The 9,002-nt window shown below is 35.8% G+C and carries 6 protein-coding genes; 3 read left to right on the top strand and 3 right to left on the bottom strand.

Annotated features, from left to right (window positions below; translation table 11 throughout):
• Window positions 1-1,538 precede the first annotated feature (1,538 nt).
• The 3 genes from ACFIJ7_RS08440 (at window position 1,539) to ACFIJ7_RS08430 (ending at window position 3,871) form a co-directional block, all read left to right on the top strand.
• Window positions 1,539-2,309 carry a hypothetical protein gene (locus ACFIJ7_RS08440; protein ID WP_375645050.1) on the top strand — a complete coding sequence of 257 codons (771 nt, stop codon included), beginning with the start codon at window positions 1,539-1,541 and terminating at the stop codon, window positions 2,307-2,309.
• Window positions 2,310-2,390: 81 nt separating this feature from the next.
• Entirely contained in the window at window positions 2,391-3,047 is a 657-nt protein-coding gene (locus ACFIJ7_RS08435) for a hypothetical protein (RefSeq protein ID WP_375645049.1), read from the top strand.
• Window positions 3,048-3,139: 92 nt separating this feature from the next.
• On the top strand, window positions 3,140-3,871 hold the full coding sequence (locus ACFIJ7_RS08430) for a hypothetical protein (RefSeq protein WP_375645048.1): 732 nt from the start codon (window positions 3,140-3,142) through the stop codon (window positions 3,869-3,871).
• A gap of 1,542 nt (window positions 3,872-5,413) precedes the next feature.
• Here the strand turns inward: ACFIJ7_RS08430 and ACFIJ7_RS08425 are convergent.
• The 3 genes from ACFIJ7_RS08425 to ACFIJ7_RS08415 form a co-directional block, all read right to left on the bottom strand.
• A complete protein-coding gene (locus ACFIJ7_RS08425) occupies window positions 5,414-6,586 on the bottom strand; it encodes a class I SAM-dependent methyltransferase (RefSeq protein ID WP_375645047.1) in 1,173 nt (390 codons plus the stop codon).
• A 10-nt stretch (window positions 6,587-6,596) separates the two neighbouring features.
• Window positions 6,597-7,271 carry a hypothetical protein gene (locus tag ACFIJ7_RS08420; RefSeq protein ID WP_375645046.1) on the bottom strand — a complete coding sequence of 225 codons (675 nt, stop codon included), beginning with the start codon at window positions 7,269-7,271 and terminating at the stop codon, window positions 6,597-6,599.
• Between the two features lie 194 nt (window positions 7,272-7,465).
• Window positions 7,466-8,668 carry an MFS transporter gene (locus tag ACFIJ7_RS08415; protein ID WP_375636684.1) on the bottom strand — a complete coding sequence of 401 codons (1,203 nt, stop codon included), beginning with the start codon at window positions 8,666-8,668 and terminating at the stop codon, window positions 7,466-7,468.
• Window positions 8,669-9,002 lie beyond the last annotated feature (334 nt).

Here is a 9,002-nt window from a genome sequence, read left to right as displayed (position 1 = left end):
ATGATAAACTCATAAGGGGTATAGAGCTTATAACCATAATCTATACCTCTCTTGTTAAGTTGATTAGATATAATCTTAAAAGGAGTGTTTATATGCGTTATTCTAAAAAGAAATCATTTGCACTTTTAAATACTCTTATTTTGATTGCTTTAAGACTTTTAAGAAATCCCATCTTAAAGTGAATACGCTTCTACATTGCCTTTAAGAGGTTATACCGTAATCTAAAATAATAGCTTTATTGTTATCAAAAGCTTTGTTTAAAGAGAGTTATGTATATTCATTTTCTTATATTACTTATAGGTTTTGAATGTTTCTAAAACCCCCAAAACCCCTACAAAACATATAGTATTAGTTGAATTTACAGGTTGTATTTTGATATAGGTTGTTTTTTGGAAACTTGATAAAAGTTAACATATTGAAATATAATAAACTTTTATTTTTTATTGAAAAATATGTAAAGGGGGGGCGTAAAAAGCACCTCCACCCCCCCCAAAAACCCTAAACCTCCAAAACTCACAACCATAATGGTCTTGATAGCATTTATTATGATTATAATCCCTTTCTTTTGAAAGGCTTTAAAAGATCACATACTCTCATAAGACATGTTTTAATCATTCACTAAATGATCACTTTTGTCGATTCAATGTACTGACACAAACTGACAAATATATATTTACAGTTGTATCTATTTGTTATGGCAGTTTTAATAAGTTGTATTTTGAAAAATTGATAAAACTTAACTTATTGAAATATAATGATTTTAATTTTTTCTCATTAAAAAAAATGATATAGGTTCTAAAAAGAACTGACAAAAATGACAAAAGTTTATTAAAAGGGATTTTGCTCATCTCTATAATTATCATCCTTTCTTTAGATGTTTTCATAAAAAGCAGTAAATCATAATTATCATATATTCTATTTATCATTTCTCTTATGAAAATGAAAAATGATGCCATGGCTATAAAGAACATAACAGCTATAAAAGGCTGTTAAATTGCAAATGCGTTATAAAGGAAATTAACAGAAATCTTAAAAACCATTTAGTAAAAAACCGATAGGTTATAAAGATAAAAACACGCATGATGAGAGCGTTTCTAAATCTTGTGAATGTATATTTAGAAAATAACGCAATCGTTTAATGAAGCCTATAATATAGCTTTAAAAGCACATAAATATAAAAGAAGCAATTAATAGGCATAAGATATTATCAATACACAACGTATTTAAAAAATACAAAAAAAATATCAAAAAAGATAAAATAACAATTAACAATAAATACGTATTTTGATAAATAAGTAATCAAGTGCTTCAAAAACACTTAAACAGTAAGCGGATGGATTACGATAAACCTGATCCCCTCTAAAAATTGACTATTTTTTATGCTATAAAACGCATATATAGTGATTTTGTCGGGTGTAGTTACGCTATACAATACCCCTATGGGAAAAGCGTAACGACGGACTTACTGCCGTGTTTTTGAGCACCCGACGCCCATTATGGGCTGTCAATCAAAAACGTATAATCAGTAAGGTTTAAATATGATAACTATATCAAAAAACACCCCCGTTATCTCTAATATTGCAAATAAAATCGCGCTTGTTAATCAACAACAGCCTGCAAAAAAATACGAATTTATTGATGATGGTGAATATATCGATGGTCATTTCTTAACTCGAATTAGAGCTTTAAGAGATTTTGGTGATGTGAAAAAAGGTGATCTCGGGGGGTATATTGAAAAAGAAAGCAACTTATCTCATGAAGGAAATTGCTGGGTTTATAATAAAGCGCGGGTCTTTCAAAATGCACGCGTCTTTGGAAATGCTAAAGTAAAAAGCTTTTTTGTTGACGTCTATGGCAATGCTCAAATTTATGGAAATGCTATTTTTGAAGGAAGAACATTAAAGGACAATGCTAAACTTTCTGGCAATGCTCATGCTAGCAACGCCGTTGTAATTGAAGGCAATGCACAAATTTATGATAACGCCCGTGTCACTGATCATGCTCATATTTCCGATAATGCTGTCATTTGTAATGATGCCCATGTCGGAGGCAATGCAAAAATAAGTGGCTCTGCTTATATTTGTGATGAATCGCGTGTTTTTGATGATGCCGTTATTTGTGATGCTCTTATCTCTGGTTCTTCTTATATTCATAGTAATGCCTCTTTAACAGCTAATGAAGATATCTATGATGATGCATATCCTGAGTTTGGTAGCGAAGATGATTATTATCGTCATGAGTATTATGCTGATTTTGAAGGGTATTATGACGATGATAATGACAGCGAATATGAAAGTGATGCTGCGTAATTGAACGCGCGGGCGCGGCGGGGGCGCCCCTCTTTAAACATCTCATTCAAAAATTAAATCTTCTTATAAAGGAATTGTGCCATGCAAAAGAAGTTTGCACTCACAAATGAAACGTATGTAATTAATAATCATACCCTTTATCGCATTAAAGCATTAAAAGACTTTGCTGATGTTAAGGCTGGTGCCTTGGGTGGCTTTATTGAAAAGGAAGATAACCTCTCTCATGATGGTAATTGCTGGGTCTATGATAAGGCTTGTGTTTATAATAATGCTCATGTTTCTGATCACGCTACAGTCTGTGATTACGCTAGTGTTTTTGATAATGCAAAAATTGAAGGCAATGCTAAAGTTTTTGATTGTGCAAAAATTTATGACAATGCAAGGGTTGCTGATCATGCCTTGGTTTTTGGAATAACTTATGTTTACGATCATGCCTGCGTTTTGAATCATGCTGAGGTATCTGACAGGGCTGTTATAAAAGGTCATGCTAAAATCTATGATAACGCTTTATTGACTGGCTATGCGCAAGCTTATGGCAATGCAAGAATTTATGACAATGCTCAAGTTTGGTTTTTTGCTGTGGTTGGTGATGATGCTTGTATTTATGAAAATGCAAAAATTACAGGCTATACATACATTTGTGATCAAGTGAGTGTTTTTGGCAATTCATATATAGATACCAAAAAATTGAATGGTCATATCAAAATTTGTGATCAAACCATAAAAGACGCTGCGTAAAGACGCGCGGGCGCGGCGGGGGCGCCCTTCTTTAAACATCTCATTTCAAATTTTAGCAAACGTTTATCACATTAGATTGTGAGGGTATCTTTATGTGCAAAAAATATGAATTAACCAATGAAACCAAACAAATTAAAGATAGGATTACTAAGAAAATTACAAACCTTTATCGCATTAAAGCTTTAAAAGACTTTGATGATGTCAAAGTGGGGGATCTGGGGGGCTTTATTGAAAAGGAAAGTAACCTCTCTCATGATGGCAATTGCTGGGTCTATGATAATGCGTGGGTTTATGGCTATGCCCGTGTTTATGAAAATGCAAAAATACGCCATTTTTCTCAAGTCTGTGGTCAAGTTTATGGCAATGCTGAAGTCTATGGTAAGGCTTTTATCTCTCAATATGCTAAAGTTTATGACAATGCTTGTGTCTATAGTAATGCACGTATATCTGGCTATGTTTATGGCAACGCCCATGTGAGTGGGAGCGCTCGTATTTATACAGAAGCCCATGTTTATGATAATGCGCATATTTCTTATAATGCTTGGGTTTATAATTATGCAAGGGTTTATGGGCATGCTCAGGTTTCTGGCTCTGTCTGTGTTTACAGCCATGCCAAGATTTATAACCATGCTATTGTCAAAGGTCATGCTAAAATTTATGGCTCTGTTTATGGTAATGCCAAGGTTTCCTATCATGCCAAGGTCTGGGGAAAAGCCTATGGCAATGCAAAATTAAACAGTCAAAGCAAAGTAAGGTTGGTTCCAAAAAATTGTGAGGTTTATGAAAGGGATAATGTTGTCAATATAACTGATAAAACAGAATAAAAAGAGACATGGGGGCGTGCCTTCTTTATGGTTATAAACGCATATAAAATGCATTGCTATAAACATATCATAAAAGAGAGAGTAAAATAAAAAAAAGCCGTGCCAAATGATATGACGCGGCTTTCAAATAGCGATTCTTATTGATTAAAATGAATCATCCACAATGGAGTAATCAGTGCATATATACAAAACGTATCATATTGCAAGTGCTCTATTGAGATATGATAAGTTATCAAAACACTCGGTAGCTTTATCAATCCAATCAAAAGAACATGCATATTAAGTAAATATCTTATAACAAAACAGTTTTTATATTTACAAGCATTGGTTTTTCAAAGCAGCTTTTCATAAGAAAAATAAACAAACGCTTTTATAAAATGTAAGGTTTTCAAGATTTTGCTCTGCTGTGAAAGCTAAATCTTAGTTTTCTCATAAATGAAACATTCTTAAGAGCAAATGATAACTAAGTTATAGCTGTTATAAAAAAAGTTTTAAACACTTATAAAGATCTCATTTTATGTTTCAAACGTTTAAACGTTCATTTAAAGAGATTCTTATAAGTATCTTTTCATTTTGCTCTAAATGTAACTTCTTTATAAATTAGCCGGCTCAAATTTGAGCCCGCTAAAATCAACCGGTCCATATTTGGGCTCGTTAACTTTAAAATAGAGCCTTCTTTAAATATTACAGCTTTTGACTCAAAATTTAGAAAAATTCCATGCCTTATGATGTTACAATGATTTTAAATTTTGCTTGCTTATCTTTGTCTCAATAGCTGCCCCCAATTTTGGGGTGAGTAAATCACTCAGTCCATATTTGGGCTCTGTGCTTTTAAACGGTAACTTTTAAAACGTTTTTTAGTACCATGTCTAAGTAGATAGTATTCTACTGCTATTGCATTGTTCGTTTCCATTTTTTTGTGGAAGCGAATACAGTTTCGTTTTTAAAAATTAGCATAGCTGTTGTGATGATACTATATTTATGCTTCTTACTTATCGTTTCTAAATTTTTAGAAAGCGTTTTTAAAAGCGATCTTGTCTTTAAATCCTTTTATGCAATCTTTATAAATTAAACCTATAAGCTTATGACAGTTTCAAATGATTACTTTCTTATAGGATAATCTAATGTTGCGATAACATCTTTAGATTTTACGCTTCTCAATTTTGAGAACTGTAATTTTATGTTTTTATCATGCGATTAACAATCCAATCATTAAAACAAGATGTGATCTTTAAACGTATGTTATCGATAATTCCAAACAATTAAATTTTAAAACAATGTAATTTGTGCTGTGATAAAAACGTATCATAAATTTATAAACTGTTATGAATGATATCTGCTTTTCATTTCATTTGACTGACACATGCGTTATAACATTTACATGATGATTTGCTTTTTATGGTCTATTCATACATGGCAATCTTATATAAAAAAGGGTCAAATGGATCATGCATAAAAGTGTGGATTCTTAAGTGGATTCTTATAAAACAATTGCACACAAACTATTGACTTTATTGTGTTTTTATATATAATGCGTTATTATCATCGGGCAAAGTCTATCGTAAAGAGGTTGCATATCTTGGAAACTTCCGTTTCGCTATAGATTTTTTGCTTCTGAAAGGCTTGTGCAATTTTTGATAGCATCTCTTCTGTTTCTAAATGGCGGTCGCTTAAATTTTCCCTATTCCGCTCATGTTTATTTTCTAGCATTTTCCACAGTGTCTCTTCGGCTTGAAATCCTTCTGTTGTGTTGTGAATAAGTCCGAGGTTCAAAAGGCGATTGATGGATTTGTGAATGTTTTTCGCATCTGAATCGACATGTTTGAGGACTTCGGAAAGATTTTTCGCACCAAGGATAATGGCGGCATAAACAGCGCGCAGTGTAGGTGAGGTCATGGCAGAGATTAGTGAATTGCGGGTATCGCGTTTGCGAAGGGTTTCTTTTCCCATGGGCAAAAGATCATTGCGAATGGGCAGTTCATTGATTTCTATGAGTTCTGCTTGTAGCGATTGTGCGCGTACAATTTGTTCGGTAGGGGTGCGTTTGCGAATAATTCCCAGACCACTTTGGCGATATTTGTGGTTTTCGGGGAGTGTTAAAGCCTCATAGGAGCCATCAAGCCGGTAGAGAATTTCTTCCCACAAAGGAGTTCTGACACTTTGACCCCGTTGTGCCCCATTGAGAGCAATTGTTGTTGTTATTGTTGGTTCATGCAGACATAGATAACCACCAGCGGTGATGTGTTCCCAAAGGGTTATAACAAATCGCACATCATCTGCTGGAGTTCCAGCATCGATCCAAGCAAAATCTATTGGTCCCCAAGATTTGAGGGTGCTTTCATCAAGAGAGAAGAAATTCTCATTGATAAATGTTACAGTGTCTTTTTTAATGCCATCTTTAAGAAGTTCTTGCCATACTTCTTCTGCTGATTGACCTTTGGCTGTAAAATCATCAATTGTAATCAGTTGTGGTTCGTAATTTTCAGGAATTCCTGAAGGATCAAGCAAAGCTGTGCGCTCTTCCCAGGTGGAGGATTCTAAAAGCTTTTTATCTTGTTGCCATGATAATTTCGCTTTTTGAAGTGCTTTAGCAATCAAGCGCGTACGATCCCCCGCACCGATTTCAATGACTGTGTGCGGTCTTGCCATTTGAATAAGTGCATGGATAAGTTGAGCACTATTTTCTGTTCCCATGCCAGGTCTTATCAGCTGCATCTTTTTATCCTTATAATTTTATCAATCGCAGCATTCCTGCTTTTACAAAAAACTTTATTGAATCCTCTAGCGGATATTGAATACGTATTGGTGTGGTGGCTTGCTTCAAGAGATGTTTTGTTTTTTCATGAAGCCGGATTGTACGCCCATTGAGTTGATTAATGGCAAGAGTGCCAAGAGAAGAATCTATGATAATACATGTTGGCTCTCGTAAAAGAGCGGTTGCATCATTTTCTGAAAATGCTTTTTGATCTGTTTTGATGAGACCGTGTCGTAAAAGTGATATCAAAAGACTTCCAGAGGCAAGAAGAGTACCATTGAATTGTATTTCCCTCAGTGATTGGACAAGGCAGCCTTCACGAAGTGCTTCAAATGTGGGAAAGTCGAATCCGCCAAATGCCGCTCCTTTTGTAGAAACAACGGTTGCAGGTTGTATTTGCCGTTTTCCAATTAAAGCTGGTTTATTTCTCGTTATCTGTACGTCCTTTACCCATTGAACGCGTGATAAAGGATTGAGTTCACGTGGATAGACAGCGAAAGAATTGATGGCTATGGGTGGTGTTGGTTTTTGCAATTCAAGTGTATGGGAGCTCTCATGACAATCATGTCGCATATAGTCTGCCAGTTGCCACACATAGCCGCCTGTTCCATTGTAAAAGTTTAAGCCTATAGGATCTTGTTGCATGATGTTATTGTTTTTTTGCTTTAAAATATCAAGTTTTGGGGAGGGTTGTTAGTTGCTCTACATTAAAGAGTGGTTTATCAAAGTCCTATTGGGTTGGTATGGGGTTGCATGAGAGATACAATGATTTGATCAGGTGGTGATTGTCATGCCATTTTTGGGGCATTGTTTGCTGGCTGGACAAACAGCCGAGTCCACTAACCATTCTCAAATTCTCTCTGTTCCTTTTTTTGTACGGCACTGTTCAAAATAAAACCCAATATGCCTGCGATCATTGTGGCGATGCCGATGACAAAGAGTGTGTATTGTGTGTGATGAACATGGACAAAACCGGCTCCTATAAAGCCAAGGCATACGGATGTTTGTATGATGAAGAGATAAGCGGGCATTTGACTGTTTCGCTGTTCTTTTTGAATGGCTTTCATCATAAAACTTGCCATCAGGGCATTTTGCACACCGTTTGCACTCCCAAGGATGAAAAATGACAGCATCATCAGCCATATGAGTTGTGTGAGGGAAAAGCAGAAAATTGCAAATCCAATGATTGTAGCGGCAAGTGATGCACCAGCGGCATTGCCAAAGCGATGAAAAAGGCTGGAGAAACAGAGTGGACCAACCACGAGGCCAAGACTTACCATGCTTGTGATTATCCCATAGGTTTCAGCGCTTAAGTTGAGATCGGTACGAATGCGGACAATCGATAAGACGTTGAGAGCAGAGGTGAGGATGATGGTAATGATGAGGGGTGCAAGAGCATAGACAACATTTTTTTTACGCAAGAGGCCTCTTAAGTCTAGCCCTTTTTTGCTTTTTTGCGTTGTGTTTGTCGTTTGTGTATGAATTTTTAAACTTTTAAAACAGAAGAGAGTGATAAAGGTGGCAAAAAGAACCATGATTGACAGCGCAAACAATCCTTTTTGCCCGTTTGATATTCCATACAACACCCCCCCTAAGAGTGGTCCAGCAATGTAACCAAGATTACGAACTGTTTGGATAACGCGGTTTATACGGTCTAGTTGCTGATCATTGTTTGCAAATTCTGGGACGGAAACGAGGATAGCAGACCAAAAGATTGAACCAGCACAACCTAGTGCGAAAGAAAGTGCAATATAAATCCAAAATTGGTTGGCGATTGCAGCTGTGGCTATAAAGAGTGCTTCAAACAATAAAACAATGGGTACTGTTCGTGCTGGTTGGAAGCGATGCAAGAGGCGTGGTGCAATTGGTCCGGCAAAAATTGCCCCGATAAGCCCTGCAAAAAGGAGCATTGAAATAGAAGCTGTGCTTTCTGCTAAGTGGAGAGCAAATGTAACTTGCGCTGTTTCATCGGCAAAGCTGCTAAAGCCCAAAACAAGGAAAAGTCCTATTTGGACGAAAATCATGGATTTTTTCTTTGTCACAGTGCTCCTCCCCAAGATGCTAAAGGTACAATTTTCTTCTGCGTATTTATGGGATATCCCGCGCTTTGTCTAGTTTTTCTTGATAATCAGTTGAGAAAGGAAGTTTACAGAGCTCTCTTCAAAATAAGCACAATGCCTATTTGCAGCGATGAGCAACTCCTTATGTTTTTTGAAAGGGGAGTATTGAAGGATTATAGACTGGCGAAGTTATCTGATATGAGAGATAATGATACAAAAGAGCAATCAGGAAATTTTGCAAAAAAAGCTGCATCATGTGTGCAGCTTTTTATGTGTTTGCTTTAGAGGTAGAAGTTTTAAAGCATGAAAGTATCCT

It is taken from the genome of Bartonella sp. MR100HLJHH (assembly GCF_042194215.1).
Taxonomy (GTDB): Bacteria; Pseudomonadota; Alphaproteobacteria; order Rhizobiales; family Rhizobiaceae; genus Bartonella; species Bartonella grahamii.
This window is presented reverse-complemented; position numbering and strand designations above follow the sequence as displayed.